The organism is Pseudomonas sp. LTR0, from assembly GCF_036630035.1.
Classification (GTDB): domain Bacteria; phylum Pseudomonadota; class Gammaproteobacteria; order Pseudomonadales; family Pseudomonadaceae; genus Aquipseudomonas; species Aquipseudomonas putida_Y.
In genome coordinates this window covers 3,113,894-3,132,880 of record NZ_CP123734.1, presented here as the reverse complement: position 1 = coordinate 3,132,880, position 18,987 = coordinate 3,113,894, and the positions used below count along the sequence as shown (strand labels likewise).

General features: G+C 60.9%; 11 protein-coding genes. 8 read left to right on the top strand and 3 right to left on the bottom strand.

The annotated features are described in order from the left end of the window. Positions 1-34: 34 nt before the first annotated feature. Positions 35-1,231, top strand: coding sequence for an amino acid aminotransferase (locus QCL51_RS14475; protein ID WP_103462591.1), 1,197 nt, complete (start codon positions 35-37; stop codon positions 1,229-1,231). A 579-nt stretch (positions 1,232-1,810) separates the two neighbouring features. After that, the gene (locus QCL51_RS14470; RefSeq protein WP_323601588.1) at positions 1,811-3,091 is read left to right on the top strand and encodes a serine/threonine transporter; all 1,281 of its coding nucleotides are present in this window, start codon (positions 1,811-1,813) and stop codon (positions 3,089-3,091) included. A gap of 71 nt (positions 3,092-3,162) precedes the next feature. Here QCL51_RS14470 and QCL51_RS14465 read toward each other — a convergent pair whose 3' ends face one another. Genes QCL51_RS14465 through QCL51_RS14455 form a run of 3 tightly spaced genes read right to left on the bottom strand, consistent with a single transcriptional unit; the run spans position 3,163 to position 6,332 of the window. After that, complete coding sequence (locus QCL51_RS14465; protein ID WP_103462589.1) at positions 3,163-4,350, bottom strand: Bcr/CflA family efflux MFS transporter; 1,188 nt, start codon at positions 4,348-4,350, stop codon at positions 3,163-3,165. Then, positions 4,347-5,273: a diiron oxygenase gene (locus QCL51_RS14460; protein WP_021781687.1), complete on the bottom strand. Its 927-nt coding sequence runs from the start codon at positions 5,271-5,273 to the stop codon at positions 4,347-4,349. Before QCL51_RS14460 ends, QCL51_RS14465 begins: the two co-directional genes overlap by 4 nt. A gap of 3 nt (positions 5,274-5,276) precedes the next feature. Continuing rightward, positions 5,277-6,332 (bottom strand): SagB family peptide dehydrogenase, encoded by a 1,056-nt coding sequence (locus QCL51_RS14455; protein WP_338443556.1) that lies wholly within the window; start codon positions 6,330-6,332, stop codon positions 5,277-5,279. A gap of 550 nt (positions 6,333-6,882) precedes the next feature. Here QCL51_RS14455 and tpx point away from each other — a divergent pair. The 6 genes from tpx to QCL51_RS14425 all read left to right on the top strand — a co-directional run bounded on the left by tpx (position 6,883) and on the right by QCL51_RS14425 (position 18,946). Further along, positions 6,883-7,383, top strand: a complete 501-nt coding sequence (gene tpx / locus QCL51_RS14450) for a thiol peroxidase (protein WP_012052082.1) — start codon at positions 6,883-6,885, stop codon at positions 7,381-7,383. 347 nt (positions 7,384-7,730) lie between these two features. Then, positions 7,731-9,041 (top strand): MdtA/MuxA family multidrug efflux RND transporter periplasmic adaptor subunit, encoded by a 1,311-nt coding sequence (locus QCL51_RS14445; RefSeq protein WP_021781685.1) that lies wholly within the window; start codon positions 7,731-7,733, stop codon positions 9,039-9,041. Beyond that, a complete protein-coding gene (locus QCL51_RS14440) occupies positions 9,038-12,136 on the top strand; it encodes an MdtB/MuxB family multidrug efflux RND transporter permease subunit (RefSeq protein WP_338443553.1) in 3,099 nt (1,032 codons plus the stop codon). Before QCL51_RS14445 ends, QCL51_RS14440 begins: the two co-directional genes overlap by 4 nt. After that, the gene (locus QCL51_RS14435; protein WP_021781683.1) at positions 12,133-15,240 is read left to right on the top strand and encodes an efflux RND transporter permease subunit; all 3,108 of its coding nucleotides are present in this window, start codon (positions 12,133-12,135) and stop codon (positions 15,238-15,240) included. The genes QCL51_RS14440 and QCL51_RS14435 overlap by 4 nt, the downstream gene beginning before the upstream one ends. Next, positions 15,237-16,727, top strand: a complete 1,491-nt coding sequence (locus tag QCL51_RS14430) for an efflux transporter outer membrane subunit (RefSeq protein ID WP_021781682.1) — start codon at positions 15,237-15,239, stop codon at positions 16,725-16,727. Before QCL51_RS14435 ends, QCL51_RS14430 begins: the two co-directional genes overlap by 4 nt. Positions 16,728-16,858: 131 nt before the next feature. Further along, on the top strand, positions 16,859-18,946 hold the full coding sequence (locus tag QCL51_RS14425; protein ID WP_021781681.1) for an EAL domain-containing protein: 2,088 nt from the start codon (positions 16,859-16,861) through the stop codon (positions 18,944-18,946). Positions 18,947-18,987: the final 41 nt, after the last annotated feature.

Here is an 18,987-nt window from a genome sequence, read left to right as displayed (position 1 = left end):
TTCCGTACCGTCCTGATCCAAGGAGCTGCACGCTGTGTTCAAACATGTCGATGCCTATGCCGGCGACCCGATCCTCTCGTTGATGGAAACCTTCAAGGCCGACCCGCGCGCCGACAAGGTCAACCTGAGTATTGGCCTGTACTACGATGAGGCCGGCGTGGTGCCGCAACTGGCGGCGGTGGATGCGGTGGAAAAACGCATTGCCGGTCAGGACCACGAAGCCTCCCTGTACCTGCCGATGGAAGGCCTGGCCAGCTACCGCCAAGCCATTCAGGCGCTGCTGTTCGGTGCCGATCACCCGGCCGTGACCGGCGGCCGTGTGGCCACCGTACAGACCGTGGGTGGCTCCGGCGCCCTGAAGGTCGGTGCCGACTTCCTCAAGCGCTACTTCCCGCAGTCCGAAGTCTGGGTCAGCAACCCGACCTGGGACAACCACCGCGCCATCTTCGAAGGTGCGGGCTTCAAGGTGCACACTTACCCGTACTTCGACCAGGCCACCCGTGGCGTGGACTTCGACGGCATGCTGGCCACCTTGCAAAGCCTGCCGGCCAACAGCGTGGTGCTGCTGCACCCATGCTGCCACAACCCTACCGGTGCCGATCTGGAGCAGCACCAGTGGCAACAAGTGGTCGAAGTGGTCAAGGCGCGCCAGCTGATCCCATTCCTCGACATCGCTTACCAGGGCTTCGCCGAAGGCCTGGTAGAAGACGCCTACGCTATCCGCGAAATGGCCCGTGCCGGCGTGCCGTGCCTGGTCAGCAACTCCTTCTCGAAAATCTTCTCGCTGTATGGTGAGCGGGTGGGCGGCCTGTCGGTGGTGTGCGATGACGAGGCCACTGCCCAGAGCGTGCTTGGCCAGCTGAAGGCCACCGTGCGCCGCAACTACTCCAGCCCGCCCAACTTCGGCGCCCAGCTGGTTGCCGGCGTACTGAGCGATGCTGGCCTGAATGCCCAGTGGGCCGAAGAAGTCGAAGTGATGCGCAAGCGTATCCTTGACATGCGCCAGGCGCTGGTCGATGCCCTGGCCGTGCTGCTTCCGGGTCAGGATTTCCAGTTCTTCCTGCGCCAGCGCGGCATGTTCAGCTACACCGGCTTCAGCGTCGAGCAGGTACGTCGCCTGCGTGACGAGTTCGGCGTTTACCTGATCGACAGCGGCCGTGTGTGCATGTCCGGCCTGCGCCCGGCCAACCTGCAGCGGGTTGCCGAAGCGTTCGCTGCCGTTCAGAAGTAACACCACCAAAGGCCTGCGCGGCCCCTCTGTGGAAGCGGCCTTGCGTCGCGAAAGGGGGGCGTAGCGTAATGCCAGTCAGTTCGCCGGGGTGGGGCTGGTAGGTGTTGGGCGTGGCATTTGCATCGCCTGTGAAATCGAGCGCCGCCCGCGCGGCGCATCGCGAGCTGCGCTCGCTCCTACGTTTGTTTCGGGCCAGTGAGGCTTGTGACAGGCGCGCGCGACCCCCTTGCTTGTACGACGCGATATCGAGCCATGCGCCAAGGCGTACGCGCGCAAATCCCACAGAAATAACTGGCCCGAAACAAACGTAGGAGCGAGCGCAGCTCGCGATGCGCCGCGCGGGCGGCGCTCGATTTCACAGGCGCCGAAAGAACCACGGCCAACACCTGTCAGCCCCACCCCGCAGCCTGTTGGTATAACCCGCTTGTAAAGACAAGTGCAACCGCTCCTCGGAAAAGGGCTTCGCAAGTGCAACCTTTCCGTGCACAATCGCGCCCCTCTTTTCCGGTTGAGTTGGGCGAAACGTCTATTTCGCCATTCTCAGCCTGTTGCAGTCTTGCGAGTGGAGCTTCACCCGGAATGAATGAGCAGGCCCCAAGCGTTGAACAACGCTTTGCAGAATCGACCCCCGCCGCCCTCGGCACCTGGGCGCGTCACGACACCACCTGGATGCTGGGCTTGTTCGGCACAGCCATCGGCGCCGGGACACTGTTCCTGCCGATCAACGCCGGCCTTGGCGGCTTCTGGCCGCTGCTGATCCTGGCCGTGCTGGCCTTCCCGATGACCTATTTCGCCCATCGCGGGCTGACCCGTTTCGTCCTTTCCGGGCGCGATGGCAGCGACATCACCGAAGTGGTCAAGGAGCATTTCGGCATCACCGCCGGTGCCTCGATCACCGTGCTGTACTTCTTCGCCATCTTCCCGATCCTGCTTATCTACAGCGTGGCGCTGACCAACACCGTGTCCAGCTTCATGGAACACCAGCTGCACATGCAGCCGCCGCCTCGGGCAATCCTGTCATTCGTGCTGATCCTCGGTCTGCTGGCCATCGTGCGCTGCGGGGAGCAGGCCACGGTCAAGGTCATGAGCCTGCTGGTCTACCCGTTCATCGTTGCTCTGGCGTTGCTGGGCCTGTACCTGGTGCCGCACTGGACCGGTGGCATTCTCGACAGCGCCACTCAGGTGCCGCCGGCCTCGGCCTTCCTGCACACCCTGTGGCTGGCCATACCCGTGATGGTGTTCTCGTTCAACCATTCGCCGATCATTTCGGCCTTTGCCGTCGACCAGAAGCGCCGTTACGGCGAGCACGCCGACGAGCGCAGCGGCCAGATCCTGCGTCGTGCCCACCTGCTGATGGTGGTGATGGTGTTGTTCTTCGTGTTCAGCTGCGTGCTCACCCTGAGCAGCGCCCAGCTGGCCGAAGCCAAGGCACAGAACCTGTCGATCCTGTCGTACCTGGCCAACCACTTCAGCAACCCGACCATCGCGTTCGCTGCGCCGTTGATCGCCTTCGTGGCCATCGCCAAGTCGTTCCTCGGCCACTATATCGGTGCCAGCGAAGGCCTGAAGGGCATCATCGCCAAGACCGGCGCGCGCCCGGGCGCCAAGGCCCTGGACCGCGTAGTTGCCGCGCTGATGCTGGTGGTGTGCTGGATCGTTGCCACGCTCAATCCGAGCATTCTCGGCATGATCGAGTCGCTCGGCGGCCCGATTCTCGCGGTGCTGTTGTTCCTCATGCCGATGTACGCCATTCGCCGTGTGCCATCGATGCGCAAGTACAGCGGTGCGGCCTCCAACGTGTTCGTCGTTGTGGTCGGCCTGGTTGCGCTGACCTCTGTGGTGTACGGCCTTGTAAGCTGATTCACCCGTTTCATTCAAGAATGCCCGGGGCGCTTGTCGTCACCCGGGCATTTTTTTGCCTGATCAAAGTTTCAGCAGCGTTGCATTCCATCGTCCTTGGTGCATGCAAGCAGCCACCACCCGCACAGGCTGGCCACCACGAACAGCACGCCCAAGCCTGCCGGTAGCGCGCTTTCGAAGCCTGCGACCACACTGCTCGTCAAACCGGCACCGGCGAACAGCAACGTCGTATTGAGCGACGCTGCCGCACCTGCCTGACGTGGATAGCGCGCCAAAGCCTGGGTCGTTGCGGCGGGGCGTACCAGGGTTGTCCCGGTGGTACAGACAATCATCGGCAGTAGAACCCCCAGCACAGATAAATCTGCCACCCATTCCCACATCAAAAGGGTGATGCCCGCAGTACTTATAAGCAGCAAGCCTGCTTTTATTTGAGCTTGCGGGCTTACGCGACTGTTCAAGTAGGTCGCAGCCATGCCGCCGACGATGTATGCCAACCCATAGCCGATAAAGACCATAGAGAATTGATAGGCCGTCAGCTCCAGCCTGCCCATCAGCAGCAAGGGCGCTATGACGATAAAGGAAAAATGGCAGGCAAAGGCGAGGCTGGACAGCATGGAATGCGCGAGATAGTCCGTGTCTCGCAGCATCACCCGATAACTGGACATACTGGGCGCTCGGTCGCGCGCCGCAGGTGTGTCATGAAGCAGCACATACGATAAAAGTGAAACGATTGCAGCGATGATCACGAATACCGTAAAGCTTGCCTTCCAGCCAAACGACTGTTGAAGAAAAGCACCTGCCAGCGGTGACAGTGAGATGAACAACCCGCTCGCGCTTGTTAACAGGATGCGCATGGCATTGCGTTGTGTACCGCTGTAGAGGTCCTGCACAAGCGCCTGGCCTAGCACGAGGCTGCCGCAACCCAGGGCCTGCACCAAGCGAAAGGCCATGAACGTTTCATATTGGGTTGAAAATACGCAACCGAGCGCCCCCACAATGGATACGCTCAACCCAGCGAGCAACAAACGCTTGCGCCCGATGCCATCTGACAGCGGGCCGATCACGATTTGCGCCATGGCCACACCAACAGCAAAAAAGCTCACTGAGTACGCAATCTGTTTTGTGTTGACCCGAAACTCATCTGAGAGCGCCGGGAATGATGGGAGGATCACGTCCAGAGGAAATACACCCAGCAGACATAACAAAATCAGCAACGTCGAGCACAGGTGGCGCCGAAGCGAACCAGTGGGGCGGTTCATGCTATCAACCCCGCCGATTGGAATTGCAAGAAATAGCCTTCATCATCCAGCAAATCAGTGTGCTGAATTGCTCGAAGTGTCGGCCCGCAAATCTCGATCATTCGGATCGTCCAGTTTGCCTCCACATAAGCAGAAATTTCGTCTTCTAGGTCTGGTCGGTTTCTGAGTAGCATTCGCAAGCATGATAGGTCGGGCTGGCAGAAAGCTATGAGCACCTCAGGTAAAATTTGAGCCACATAGTCCTTCTCCATCTTGGAAATATTTCGCCACAAGCTGACGAAACACTCGGAAAAGAAGACTGCATGGCGGCCTTCATCATGCAAGTGATCCCTTAGCATGTTCGTCACTGGGCCAACGAGCGCCTCGCTAGATAACTTAAGGAGTTCGTGAGTGATCAAGGTTTCTGACACAAATCCGATGCAGAAGCGGGTTAAACATTCGAACGCTGGAGGGCTTTTATCTATAACACGATCTAGCCTATCTAGGCGAGCGGGCCTGATGCGTACTAAGTTGAAATGCTGTGCTACGTGATCTGCAATCTCTTTTGAAAATAATGCGTGATACGCTTCATCCGCGTATATTTTTAAAGCGATGCGGCGCTCTTTGTTCTCAAAGTATTTCTTCAGGCTTCCAGTTACAATGCAACGTACAGCCTCATTGACATGCGTCATCTCTAGTGCTGTGGTATAGTCCATAAAATATACTAGATGAGATGCATGTGCGATCAGCAATTCTTTTTTGGGAAGGGATTTTATTGCATCATGAGCCAGTGCTGGACTGAGTGCGATGGGGAACCATAAACCGGGGTCTGTCTGAGCGAAATCCGCTTTTGTGAATTGATAAGCGTAGGGTCGCGAACGGACAGCGCTGGAGGAGTGCCAATTCCGAAACAAGGTTATACTGCGGTTGGCTAACTTGTTCATATGTCAGCTCGCCTCGGTTTTTTTCAAGATGGACTTTAGGCAGTCGGGAATGGCGGACCCATCACTGTAGCCACAGCCGACAAAGAAAAGGACCTGCTCATTCGCGTTTATAGGGTTCAGCAGTGGTTCAATCAAGCACTCATTCAATGCGCCAGTTAGCCAGGTATTCATTCCGCAGGCGGTAGCAGCCAGCTGAAAGGTCTGTGCCACATGGCCTATCTCGATCAGTGCCATCCGATAAGCACGCGAATGTTCGTACTTCCACCACAATTTATCGAATCTGGAGGTAAGGAATAATCCCACTGGTATATCGTTGGCGAAATGTTGTCCAGAGAGCAAGTCACCCAATCTTGGAGGCAGCGGATTACGCCAGTATAACTGATGCATGTGAGGGTCATACCGGTAAATTCCTGGCGCTATACCTTCGACATTCGCTATGTATACATAGCCTTCGGTGGCATTCAATCCTCCTGCTGATGGGCTGCAACGCCGCTTGTTGAATTGCTCAATCCCTCCTTCTTCATGATCCAGGGCTCGAGAGTCAATAAAGCCTAGCGTGTGGTGTAAAATTTGCCCTAGTTCAGCTATTGGAATTAATGAGCGATGAAAGTTTCTCACGGTTGCCCGCCGCCCGAGAATTTTATCGAACTCACTGGCGTTGCTTGTGGTTGGCAGTTGGATGCCTGCTGTTGGCTCATCGGCGGCGGCAGGAGGTATTTCACTCAATACTTCATTGCAATGTTCCAGGTATTGGTTGGCCCATTGATGCGTACTGATTGGTTGATCGTCTAGCGGTATGTTTTTGGTTCCAATATGAAAGATTCTAGAGAGAATGTCCCATCCCCAAGCGTTTTCATCCGTTGTGCGGTCAGTGATTATCTCGCAGCGCTTTAGATCTTTGATTGTGGGATCAGTTGGGTCATTGCAGGGGTGGCCGTAAATGATCGATATCAGTTTTTCTGCGTGCTCGGCTGAAAGTTCATACTGCTTGTGATTGTTGAAGTCCCAGCAGATCAGAGCGTTATCCTTGGCGATAAAAAAACAGTCTCTGCTTACCATTTTTCCTCCTTTGGCTAAAGCGCAGGCCGGCACTGCGCTTCAGCATTCATCGGTTAAGGCTTACTGGCTCTTTTTGACCAGAAGGGCCAGGTTGGCCAGTTTTGTAGACTCCATCTTGATGGTTTTCATATTTGAATCTCCATTTATGCGTCGCGGTATTGCGACTTGTCTGATGTTAGCGTCACTTTGAAGATGTACAAGGCAAACTTTGTAGCGAAACTTCCGATGAAGTTGTAGGATTTGTTACCCTTATAGTCACGAGGTGCCAATCCAACTGCGTCGTAAAGCCTCTGCCACAAACCTCACAGCGATTTTGGGAGCAGCGTTGTACCGCCCATATCAATTAGCTCACTGTGCTCCGCACTCGGAGTGGGAGGTGTGGATGGGCGGTCGTGAACTGTGAGGCAACTGGCCGTAACCGCGGCTATCGGCATTTTTTGTCCACAAAATTCGTCCGGCAATGGAACAATTTCACCTGCCCCCCATAGGCACCCGGCTGCCTTCATGCTTAACTCAGTGTCCTTTTCAAACCCCGCATAAGGATTTCGTCATGGCTCAAGTGACTCTCAAAGGCAACCCGGTCCAGGTAAACGGCAACCTGCCACAGGCCGGCGCCCAGGCTCCGGCTTTCTCCCTGGTAGGTGAAGGCCTGGCTGACAAGTCGCTGAAAGACTACGCCGGCAAGCGCAAGGTGCTGAATATCTTCCCAAGCGTCGATACCCCGACCTGCGCCACCTCGGTGCGCAAGTTCAACGCCCAGGCCAACGACGTTGCCAACACCGTGGTGCTGTGCATCTCGGCTGACCTGCCGTTCGCCCAGGCACGTTTCTGCGGTGCCGAAGGGCTGGACAATGTGAAGAACCTGTCGACCCTGCGTGGCCGCGAGTTCCTCGAAAACTACGGCGTAGCCATTGCCGACGGCCCGCTGGCCGGCCTGGCCGCCCGCGCCGTGGTGGTGCTGGACGAGAACGACAAGGTGCTGCACAGCGAACTGGTTGGCGAAATTGCTGACGAGCCGAACTACGACGCGGCGCTGGCTGTACTGAAGTAAGGATTGCGTGGGGCAGGGCGGGCGTCTGTAGCCTGTGATGGCCTCTTCGCGGGTAAACCCGCTCCTACAACGTGCGGCACAGTTTTCAAAGGCTGTGACATCCCCGTAGGAGCGGGTTCACCCGCGAAAGGGCCAGACCAGGCAACCGAACCTTCAGGCCCGTCACCGCTCCAAGCAACACCCTGTAACGGCCCGGAACACGTTCCGGGCCGTTTTCATTTAAAATTCCGCCTCTTGGCAACGTCAGGCAAAGGTAAACCTCTGGTAAAGGCCCTTTGCTAAAACGATGGCAGTGCTTATCGTTCATCCTCCCCAAGTCGTCATTCCGAACAAGGTTCGTTCAACCCATGCAAGCGTCCAATTCCCGTTCCCTCCGTCGCTGGCTCGTCGGCCTGCTGATCCTGCTGCTGGTGGCTGCACTGGCCTGGTGGCTGTGGCCCGCAGCGACGCCTGCGCATAAAGAGGCCAGTGGCGGGCGCGGTGGCAAGGGCATGGGCATGATCGGCGGCCGCCCAGGTTTTGGCGGTTCCAGCGACCCGGTGCCGGTACGCGTCGTGCCGGTGCGGACAGGCGACTTCCCGCTCTACTACAAAGCCTTGGGCACGGTCACCGCGACCAATACAGTCAATGTGCGCAGCCGCGTGGCTGGCGAGCTTGTGAAAATCCACTTCAAGGAGGGCCAGCGCGTCAAGGCCGGCGACCTGCTGGCCGAAATCGACCCGCGCCCTTATCGCATCGCCCTGCAGCAGGCCGAAGGTACCTTGGCGCAGAACCAGGCGCAGTTGAAGAACGCTCAGGTCGACCTGGCCCGCTATAAAGGCCTGTACGCCGAAGACAGCATCGCCAAGCAAACCCTGGACACTGCCCAAGCCCAGGTTGCGCAGTTCCAAGGGCTGGTCAAGACCAATCAGGCACAGGTCAACGACGCCCGCCTGAACCTCGATTTCACCCAGATCCGTGCGCCGATCAGTGGCCGGGTGGGCCTGCGCCAGCTCGATCTGGGCAACCTGGTGGCCGCCAACGACACCACCGCGCTGGTAGTGATTACCCAGACCGAGCCGATCAACGTCGCCTTCACCCTGCCGGAAACCGAACTGAGCACTGTGCTGGAGCGCTACCGCAGTGGCGCCAGCCTGCCGGTCGAGGCCTGGGACCGCAGTGACAGCAAGCTGCAGTCCACCGGTGTGCTGGGCAGCATCGACAACCAGATCGACACCACCACTGGCACACTCAAGTTCAAAGGCCGTTTCGAGAACAAGGACCTGGCCCTGTTCCCCAATCAGTTCGTCAACGTGCGCTTGCTGGCCGACACCCTCAAGCAGGTGGTCATGGCGCCGGCCGCGGCTATCCAGTTTGGCAACGATGGCACCTTCGCCTATGTGGTCAACGAGCAGAGCACCGTCAATGTCCGCAAGCTGAAGGTGGGCGCCAGTGATGGCGAGAACAGCGTCATTCTCGACGGCCTGAAGGCCGGCGACCGCCTGGTGCTGGAAGGCACCGACCGCCTGCGCGAAGGCACCAAGGTGGAAGTGGTCGAAGACAGCTCGCAAGTGCCGACCAGCCCAGGCCAGCACCTGCAAGGGCAGGAAGCCAAGGGCGCGGCCCAAACAACAGGTGAAGCACAACCCGGCAACGCAGCAGGCAAGGCGGGCGCATGAACCTCTCGCGCCTGTTCATCCTGCGCCCGGTCGCCACCACGCTGAGCATGCTGGCCATCGTGCTGGCCGGCCTGATCGCCTACAAGTTGCTGCCGGTTTCCGCCTTGCCGCAGGTGGATTACCCGACCATTCGCGTCATGACCCTGTACCCCGGCGCCAGCCCGCAGGTGATGACCAGCGCCGTCACCGCGCCACTGGAGCGCCAGTTCGGGCAGATGCCGGGCCTGGAACAGATGGCCTCGACCAGTTCTGGCGGCGCGTCGGTGCTGACCCTGCGTTTCAACCTCGACATGAACATGGACGTTGCCGAGCAACAGGTGCAGGCCGCGATCAACGCCGCCAGCAACCTGCTGCCCAGTGACCTGCCGGCACCGCCGGTATACAACAAGGTCAACCCGGCCGACACCCCGGTGCTGACCCTGGCCATCTCCAGCAAGACCATGCCGCTGCCCAAGCTAAACGACCTGGTCGATACCCGCGTGGCGCAAAAGCTTGCGCAAATCAGCGGCGTGGGCATGGTCAGCATTGCCGGTGGCCAGCGCCAGGCGGTGCGCATCAAGGTCAACGTCGACGCCCTGGCGGCCAATGGTTTGAACCTGGATGACGTGCGCACGCTGATCGGTGCCTCCAACGTCAACCAGCCCAAAGGCAACTTCGACGGCCCGACCCGGGTGTCGATGCTCGACGCCAATGACCAGCTGCGTTCTCCCGAGGAATACGCCAACCTGATCCTGGCCTACAACAACGGTGCGCCGCTGCGCCTGAAAGATGTGGCTGAAATTGTCGACGGCGCCGAAAACGAGCGGCTGGCCGCCTGGGCGAACGAAAACCATGCTGTGCTGCTGAACATCCAGCGTCAGCCGGGCGCCAACGTGATCGAAGTGGTCGACCGCATCAAGGGCCTGCTGCCGTCGATCACCGACAACCTGCCAGCCGGCCTCGATGTGTCGGTGCTGACCGACCGCACCCAGACCATTCGCGCCGCCGTCAAGGACGTGCAGCACGAACTGCTGATCGCCATCGTTCTGGTGGTAATGGTCACCTTCGTTTTCTTGCGCCGCTTCAGCGCCACCCTCATTCCGTCGATTGCCGTGCCCCTGTCGCTGATCGGGACGTTCGGGGTCATGTACCTGGCAGGGTTCTCGGTCAACAACCTGACACTCATGGCCCTGACCATCGCCACCGGCTTTGTGGTCGATGATGCCATCGTCATGCTGGAGAACATCTCCCGGCATATCGAAGAGGGCGAGACGCCCATGCAGGCGGCGCTCAAGGGCGCCCGGCAGATTGGCTTCACCCTGATTTCGCTGACCTTCTCGCTGATTGCGGTACTGATCCCGCTACTGTTCATGGCTGACGTGGTCGGACGCTTGTTCCGCGAGTTCGCCATCACGCTGGCAGTGGCTATCCTGATTTCCCTGGTGGTGTCCCTGACCCTGACACCGATGATGTGCGCGCGTCTGCTCAAGCGCGAGCCCAGGGAAGAAGAGCAAGGCCGCTTCTACCGTGCCAGTGGCGCCTGGATCGACTGGCTGATCAAGCACTACGGCAGTGCCCTGCAGTGGGTGCTCAAGCATCAGCCGCTGACCTTGCTGGTGGCGGTGGCCAGCCTGGTGCTCACGGTGTTTCTGTACATGGTCGTGCCCAAGGGCTTCTTCCCGGTGCAGGATACCGGGGTGATCCAGGGTATTTCCGAGGCGCCGCAGTCCACCTCGTTCGCCGCCATGAGCGAACGTCAGCAGGCCCTGAGCAAGGTCATCCTGCAAGACCCGGCCGTGCAAAGCCTGTCGTCCTACATTGGCGTAGACGGCGACAACGCCACGCTCAACAGCGGTCGCCTGCTGATCAACCTCAAGCCCCACGGCGAGCGCGATGTCAGCGCCAGCGAAGTGATCAGCCGCCTGCAGCCGCAAGTCGACCGGCTGGTGGGCATCCGCCTGTTCATGCAGCCGGTGCAGGACCTGAGCATCGAGGACCGGGTCAGCCGGACCCAGTACCAGTTCAGCCTGTCGTCACCGGACGCCGACCTGCTGGCGCAGTGGAGCGGCAAGCTGGTGCAGGCGCTGCAGCCGCGCCCGGAACTGGCCGATGTGGCCAGCGACCTGCAGGACAAGGGCTTGCAGGTGTACTTGGTAATCGACCGTGACATGGCCAGCCGCCTGGGGATCAGCGTGTCGCAGATCACCAATGCCCTGTACGACGCCTTCGGCCAGCGGCAGATTTCGACCATCTACACCCAGGCCAGCCAGTACCGCGTGGTGTTGCAGGCCAAGGACGCCGCCACGATCGGCCCGCAGGCGCTGGAATCGATTCACGTCAAGGCCACCGATGGCGGCCAGGTGCGCCTTTCGGCGCTGGCGCGGATCGAGCAGCGTCAAGCCCAGCTGGCTATTTCCCACATCGGCCAGTTCCCGGCAGTGACCTTGTCGTTCAACCTGGCCCACGGCGCGTCGCTGGGCGAAGCCGTGCAGGTGATCGAGCAGGTGCAGAAGGACATCGGCATGCCGCTGGGTGTGCAAACCCGCTTCCAGGGTGCGGCCGAGGCCTTCCAGGCGTCGCTGTCGAGCACTTTGCTGCTGATTCTGGCGGCGGTGGTGACCATGTACATCGTGCTGGGGGTGCTGTACGAAAGCTACATCCACCCGGTCACCATCCTCTCGACCCTGCCGTCGGCGGCGGTCGGTGCCTTGCTGGCCTTGCTCATCAGCGGTAACGACCTGGGCATGATCGCCATCATCGGCATCATCCTGCTGATCGGTATCGTCAAGAAGAACGCGATCATGATGATCGACTTCGCCCTGGAGGCCGAGCGCCATCAGGGCATGAGCCCACGCGATGCCATCTACCAGGCGGCGCTGCTGCGCTTTAGGCCGATCCTGATGACCACCCTGGCCGCGCTGTTTGGCGCGGTGCCGCTGATGCTTGCCACCGGCTCCGGCGCCGAGCTGCGTCAGCCACTGGGCCTGGTGATGGTCGGCGGGCTGCTGGTCAGCCAGGTGCTGACGCTGTTCACCACCCCGGTCATCTACCTGTACTTCGATGGCCTGGCCCGCCGCTGGCGCCCGGCCACTGACGTGAAGCAGGCTCAGGCATGAACCTGTCCGGGCCTTTCATCCGTCGCCCGGTGGCGACCATGCTGTTGAGCCTGGCGATCATGCTGCTGGGTGGGGTCAGCTTTGGCTTGCTGCCGGTGGCGCCACTGCCGCAAATGGACTTCCCGGTGATCGTGGTGTCGGCGAACCTGTCTGGTGCCAGCCCCGAGGTCATGGCTTCGACCGTGGCCACACCGCTGGAACGCAAGCTCGGCAGCATCGCCGGTGTCACCACGCTCACCAGCAGCTCCAGCCAGGGGTCGACACGGGTAATCATCGGCTTCGAGATGGGCCGTGACATTGATGGCGCAGCCCGTGAGGTGCAAGCGGCGATCAACGCAACCCGCAACCTGCTGCCCAGCGGCATGCGCAGCATGCCCACCTACAAGAAGATCAACCCGTCGCAGGCGCCGATCATGGTGCTGTCGCTGACCTCGGATGTATTGCAGAAAGGCCAGCTGTATGACCTGGCCGACACCATCCTTTCACAGAGCCTGGCTCAGGTATCGGGGGTAGGGGAGGTGCAGATCGGTGGCAGTTCGCTGCCGGCCGTGCGCATTGCCGTCGAGCCGCAACTGCTCAACCAGTACAACCTGTCGCTGGACGAGGTGCGCACTGCGGTGTCCAACGCCAACCAGCGCCGGCCCATGGGCTTTGTCGAGGACGCCGAGCGTAACTGGCAGGTGCGGGCCAACGACCAGCTGGAAAGCGCCAAGGACTACGAGCCGGTGGTGATTCGCCAGCAGAACGGCACCATTTTGCGCCTGTCTGACGTAGCGACCGTCACCGACGGCGTTGAAAACCGTTACAACAGCGGCTTCTTCAACGACCAGGCAGCGGTGCTGCTGGTGGTCAACCGCCAGACCGGCGCCAACATCATCGAAACGGTCGACCAGATCAAGGCCCAGCTACCGGCACTGCAGTCGCTGCTGCCAGCCAGCGTGCAATTGAACGTGGCCATGGACCGCTCGCCCGTGATCAAGGCCACCCTCAAAGAGGCCGAGCACACCCTGCTGATCGCCGTGGTGCTGGTGATCCTGGTGGTCTACCTGTTCCTCGGCAGCCTGCGCGCCTCGCTGATCCCCAGCCTGGCGGTGCCGGTATCGCTGGTGGGGACATTCGCGGTCATGTACCTGTGCGGTTTCTCGCTCAACAACCTGTCGCTGATGGCGCTGATCCTTGCCACCGGGCTGGTGGTGGACGATGCCATCGTGGTGCTGGAAAACATCTCCAGGCACATCGAGAACGGCCAGCCGCCGATGAAGGCGGCCTTCCTGGGCGCCAAGGAAGTGGGCTTCACCTTGCTGTCGATGAACGTGTCGCTGGTGGCGGTGTTTGTCTCCATCCTGTTCATGGGCGGCATCGTGCGCAACCTGTTCCAGGAGTTTTCCATCACTCTGGCGGCGGCGATCATCGTCTCGCTGGTGGTGTCGCTGACCCTTACGCCGATGCTCTGCGCCCGCTGGCTCAAGCCGCACAAGGCCGAGCAGAGCCGCCTGCAGCGCTGGAGCGACAAGCTGCATCAGCGCATGGTTGCTGCCTATGACCGCAGCCTGGGCTGGGCTCTGCGCCACAAGCGCCTGACCCTGCTCAGCCTGCTGGCCACCATCGGCATCAACATCGCCCTGTACGTGGTAGTACCCAAAACGTTGATGCCCCAGCAGGATACCGGCCAGTTGATGGGCTTCATCCGTGGCGACGACGGCCTGTCGTTCAGCGTGATGCAGCCGAAGATGGAAATCTACCGCCGCGCCTTGCTGGCCGACCCTGCCGTGCAGAGCGTTGCCGGTTTCATCGGCGGCAACAGCGGTACCAACAACGCCTTTGTGCTGGTGCGCCTGAAACCGATCAGCGAGCGCAAGATCGATGCGCAGAAAGTGATCGAACGCCTGCGCAAGGAACTGCCCAAAGTGCCCGGCGGGCGCCTGTTCCTGATGGCTGACCAGGACCTGCAACTGGGTGGCGGTGGGCGTGACCAGACCTCTTCGCAGTACCTGTATACCCTGCAAAGCGGCGACCTTTCGGCATTGCGCGAATGGTTCCCCAAGGTGGTCGCTGCGCTGCGTGCACTGCCTGAGCTGACCGCCATCGACGCCCGTGATGGCGCCGGTACCCAGCAGGTGACGCTGGTGGTCGACCGTGACCAGGCCAAGCGCCTGGGCATCGACATGGACATGGTCACCGCAGTACTGAACAACGCCTACAGCCAGCGGCAGATCTCCACCATCTACGACAGCCTCAACCAATACCAGGTGGTGCTGGAGATCAACCCGAAATACGCCTGGGACCCGAGCACGCTCGAGCAAGTGCAGGTGATCACCGCCGACGGCGCCCGGGTGCCGCTGTCGACCATCGCTCACTACGAGAACAGCCTGGCCAACGACCGGGTCAGCCACGAAGGCCAGTTCGCTTCGGAAGACATCGCCTTCGACGTCGCCGAGGGCTATAGCCCCGACCAGGCCATGGCGGCGCTGGAACGCGCGGTGGCCAGGCTGGGCTTGCCCGAGGAGGTGATTGCCAAGCTCGGCGGCACTGCCGATGCCTTTGCCAAGACCCAGCAGGGCCAGCCATTCATGATCCTTGGCGCACTGCTGCTGGTGTACCTGGTGCTGGGCATTCTGTATGAAAGCTACATTCACCCGCTGACCATTCTCTCGACACTGCCTTCGGCGGGCGTCGGAGCCTTGCTGGCGCTGTACGTCACCGGTGGCGAGTTCAGCCTGATCTCGTTGCTGGGGCTGTTCCTGTTGATCGGGGTGGTGAAAAAAAATGCCATCCTGATGATCGACCTGGCCCTGCAACTGGAGCGCCATCATGGCTTTTCGCCGGAAGAGTCAATACGTCGGGCCTGCCTGCTGCGCCTGCGGCCGATCCTGATGACCACCCTGGCGGCGATCCTTGGCGCATTGCCATTGCTGTTGAGCCAGGCTGAGGGCGCAGAAATGCGTCAGCCGCTGGGCCTGACCATCATCGGGGGCCTGGTGTTCAGCCAGATCCTCACCCTTTATACGACGCCGGTGGTTTACCTGTACCTGGACCGCCTGCGCCACCGCTTCAACCGTTGGCGCGGCGTGCGCACCGACGCCGCCCTGGAAACCCCGCTATGACTTTTGCCCAGACCCCACTTCACCGTGCCCTGCAAGCACTGACCCGTGGCCGTGGCTCGCGCCTGCTCAGCGCCGGGTTGTGCGCGGCCTTGCTCAGTGCCTGCACCCTGAGCCCCGACTATCACCGCCCCGAGCTGAACAGCACGGCGGCGCAGTTCAAGCATGCCGAAGGCTGGACCCAGGCCTCGCCCTCCGACGCCATCGCCCGCGGCGCCTGGTGGGAGATCTACGGTGATGCCGGGCTCAATGCGCTGGTCGAAGAGCTTAACCGCAGCAACCAGACTGTGGCGCAATCAGAAGCCCAGTACCGCCAGGCCCAGGCACTGGTGCGCAGCAGCCGCGCGGCGCTGTTCCCCAGCCTGGACCTGAGCGCCAGCAAGAACCGCTCGGCGCAGGGCACCGGCAGCTCCAGTTCCAGCCTGTCCAATAACAGCAGTGGCATTCGCAACACCTACAACGCGCAGTTGGGCGTGAGCTGGGAGATCGACCTGTGGGGCAAGCTGCGTGAAACCTTGAATGCCAACGAGGCCAGTGCCGAAGCCAGTTTCGCCGACCTTGCGTCGATCCGCCTGAGCCAGCAGTCGGAGCTGGTGCAGAACTACCTGCAATTGCGGGTTATCGATGAGCAGAAGCGCTTGCTGGAAGCCACCGTGGCGGCTTATGAACGCTCACTGCGAATGAACGAAAACCAGTACCGTGCCGGTGTCGCCGGCCCGGATGCCGTGGCCCAGGCCCGCACCCAGCTCAAAAGCACCCAGGCTGACCTGATCGACCTGATCTGGCAGCGTGCGCAGTTCGAAAATGCCATCGCCGTGCTGCTGGGCAAGGTTCCGGCCGACTTCGCCCTGGCCGACAGCAAGGCTATTCCCGCGTTGCCGCAAATACCGGTTTCGCTGCCTTCGCAACTGCTGGAGCGACGCCCGGACATCGCTGCAGCCGAACGCAACGTGATGGCGGCCAACGCCAACATCGGGGTGTCGCGGGCAGCCTACTTCCCGGACCTCAGCCTGAGCATGAGTGGCGGATATTCCAGCAGCAGCTTCAGCAACTGGATCGAGTTGCCCAACCGCTACTGGTCGGTAGGCCCGCAGTTGGCGCTGACCCTGTTCGACGCCGGCAAACGCAGCGCCGAGGTCGACCGCACGGTGGCCGTGTATGACCAGACGGTGGCGCAGTACCGCCAGACCGTGCTGGACGGCTTCAAGGAAGTGGAAAACCTGCTGGTTCAACTGAAAGTGTATGGCGATGAAGCCAGGGTGCGCCAAGAGGCGCTTGATGCCGCCCGTGAGTCGTTGCGTCTGACCGAGAACCAGTACCGCGCCGGGCTGATCGGCTATCTGGATGTGGTCAACGTGCAAACCACGGCGCTGAGCAACGAGCGCAGCGTGCTGAACCTGCTGCAAGGGCGCCTGGTGGCCAGTGTGCAACTGGTGGCTGCGTTGGGCGGCGGCTGGAATGCAGAGCAGGCGTTTGCCGAGCAGAAATGACCATGCGCAGAGGGGGGGCATTTGCAGTTATTGGGTCCATTCCCATCCGCAAAAACCCCGTGCGTTTCGCTTAAGCTTGAGTACAATCGTCAGCTTTTGCCGGGCCCCCTGTTCCGGCGCTGGAACTCTCAATGCTGACCGGTAGCTACTCTTCTTCGCTGGTGTTGATTTCGCTGTGCGTGGCGATCCTGGCATCCTATACCGCTCTTGACCTGACTGGCCGCATCGCCACGGCCAAGGGCCGCGCTGCCTACCTGTGGATGGGCGGCGGTGCGTTGGCCATGGGCATCGGCGTGTGGTCGATGCACTTCATTGGCATGCTTGCCTTCAGCTTGCCCATCGACTTGGGTTACGACCTGGCCCTGACCGCGTTCTCGCTGCTGATCGCTGTGCTTTCCTCGGGCTTTGCCCTGTGGCTGGTCAGCCAGCCGAGCCTGCCCGCGCTGCAGTTGGGGTTCGGCGCGCTGATCATGGGCGCCGGTATCGCCTGCATGCACTACACCGGCATGGCCGCGCTGCGCATGCTGCCGGGTATTGATTACGACCCGACGTTGTTTGGTGCTTCGCTGCTGATTGCCGTAGGCGCCTCGGCGGCAGCATTGTGGATCGCCTTCCGCCTGCGCGCACATACACCCTATGTACGGCAGATCCGTGGCCTGGCGGCAGTGGTGATGGGCTTTGCCATCGTTGGTATGCATTACACCGGCATGGCCGCGGCGAACTTCCCCGAGGGCAGCTTCTGCGGCGCGCTGGGGGGCGGTCTGCAGGGTGACAGTCTGGTTTACCTGGTGCTGATCACCACGCTGGCAGTTCTGGCAGTGGCGTTGCTGACTTCGGTGCTGGACGCGCGCCTGGAGGCACGTACTGCCGAGTTGGCCCGTTCGCTGACCTTGGCCAACCAGGAACTGACACAATTGGCCTTGCACGACACCCTCACCGATCTGCCAAACCGTACCCTGCTGGCCGATCGCATTGAGCAGGCTATCGCCAAAGTGGCGGAGCAGGGCGGCTGTTTTGCCCTGATGTTCATTGATCTGGACGGCTTCAAACCGGTCAACGATGCCTTTGGCCATCATATTGGTGACCTTCTGCTCAAGGCCGTGGCGGCCCGCCTGCGCGGCCACTTGCACAGCCAGGACACGCTGGCACGGATTGGTGGCGACGAGTTTGTTCTGCTGGTGGAACTGCAGGAACCGAACGATGCCATGGACGTGGCGGTCAAGCAGGTCAACCTGGTTTCCCGGCCTTTCCGCGTGGCCGAGCACGACCTGCAACTGTCGGCGAGCCTGGGCATCGTCCTGTACCCGGGCAACGGCCAGGACCAGCACGAGTTGCTGCGTAACGCCGACGCGGCCATGTACCATGCCAAGAGCGCTGGCAAGAACGGTTACAGCTTCTTCGATGTGTCGATGAACAGCAATGCTCGCCAGCAGTTGCAGTTGCTGCAGGACTTGCGTCTGGCGCTGGAGCAGCGCCAGTTCAGCTTGCATTACCAGCCCAAGTTCGACGCCCATACCTGCCAGCCGATTGGTGCCGAAGCGCTGCTGCGCTGGGAGCACCCGCAGCAAGGCCTGCTGCTGCCTGACCGCTTCATCGGCCTGGCGGAAAAGACCGGCCTGATCATCCCCATTGGCGAGTGGGTACTCATCGAGGCCTGCCGTCAGATGCGCCAGTGGCTGGACCAGGGCCACCTTGGCTGGCGCATGGCGGTGAACCTGTCGGCTATCCAGTTCTGCCACGCCGGCCTGGTCGACAGCGTGGCCCGCGCCCTGCAGCAGAACGGCTTGCCGGCCAACTGCCTGACACTGGAAATTACCGAAACCACCGCCATGCACGATGCCGACGCCAGCCTGACCGTGCTGCAGCGCCTGTCCGACATGGGCGTGGACTTGTCCATTGATGACTTTGGTACGGGCTATTCCAGCCTGATGTACCTAAAGCGCCTGCCAGCCAACGAGCTGAAAATCGACCGCGGTTTCGTGCGCGACCTGGAGCAGGACAGTGACGATGCAGCGATTGTTTCGGCAATCGTCGCACTGGGCCAGGCGTTGGGCCTGCGTATCGTTGCCGAGGGGGTTGAAACCGACAAGCAGCAGGACTTCCTGACCCGGCTGGGGTGTGATTCGTTGCAGGGCTACCTGCTGGGCCAGCCTGTGCCGGCCGAGCAGTTCATGAGCAAGTTGCAGGCCATGGGCCCGGAACTCACTGCTGCAGGCTAGGCGCTGTATGAAAAGCCTTGATACTCGGTGAGGCTGCGTTG